At 69.3% G+C, this 817-nt stretch carries 1 protein-coding gene; it reads left to right on the top strand.

Going from position 1 to position 817, the window contains the following annotated elements:
* Positions 1–817 (top strand): UxaA family hydrolase (locus AC1DYK_RS35435; protein WP_478170529.1); only part of this gene is annotated, 817 nt, incomplete at both ends.

Below are 817 nucleotides of genomic sequence, written 5' to 3'. Positions count from 1 at the left end.
TGCCGCCGCTCGAGGGCTACACCTTCGAGGGCTACCGCAATCCGGACGGCTCGGTGGGATCGCGCAACATCCTCGCGATCACCCAGACCGTGCAGTGCGTCGCCGGCGTCACCGAGTTCGCGGTGCAGCGCATCAAGGCCGAGCTGCTGCCCAGGTACCCCAACGTCGACGATGTCGTGGCGCTCGAACACGGCTATGGCTGCGGCGTCGCGATCGACGCGCCCGACGCCATCATTCCGATCCGCACCCTGCGCAACATCAGCCTSAAYCCSAACTTCGGCGGCGARGTSATGGTGGTCAGCCTGGGCTGCGAGAAGCTGCAGCCCGAGCGCCTGATGCCACCGGGCACCATTCCGCTCATCGACGAACGCAACGTGGCCGACGTCGGCGACAGCGCCGAGGCCAAGCTCGACGTCGTCTGCCTGCAGGACGACGCCCATGTCGGCTTCATGTCGATGGTCGACTCGATCCTGCGCCAGGCCGAGGAGCACCTCGAGCGCCTCGACGCCCGCCGGCGCGAGACCGTGCCGGCCAGCGAGCTGGTGGTCGGCGTGCAATGCGGCGGCAGCGATGCCTTCTCGGGCGTCACGGCCAACCCGGCGGTSGGCTTCTGCACCGACCTSCTSGTGCGCGCCGGYGCCACCGTGATGTTCTCGGAAGTGACCGAGGTGCGCGACGGCATCGACCAGCTCACCGCGCGCGCCACCACGCCCGAGGTCGCCGAGGCGATGATCCGCGAGATGGCCTGGTACGACGCCTACCTCGACCGCGGGCGCGTGGACCGCAGCGCCAACACCACGCCCGGCAACAAGAAGGG

The sequence above is a fragment of the Variovorax sp. P2_H12 genome, from assembly GCF_056403395.1.
This window is presented reverse-complemented; position numbering and strand designations above follow the sequence as displayed.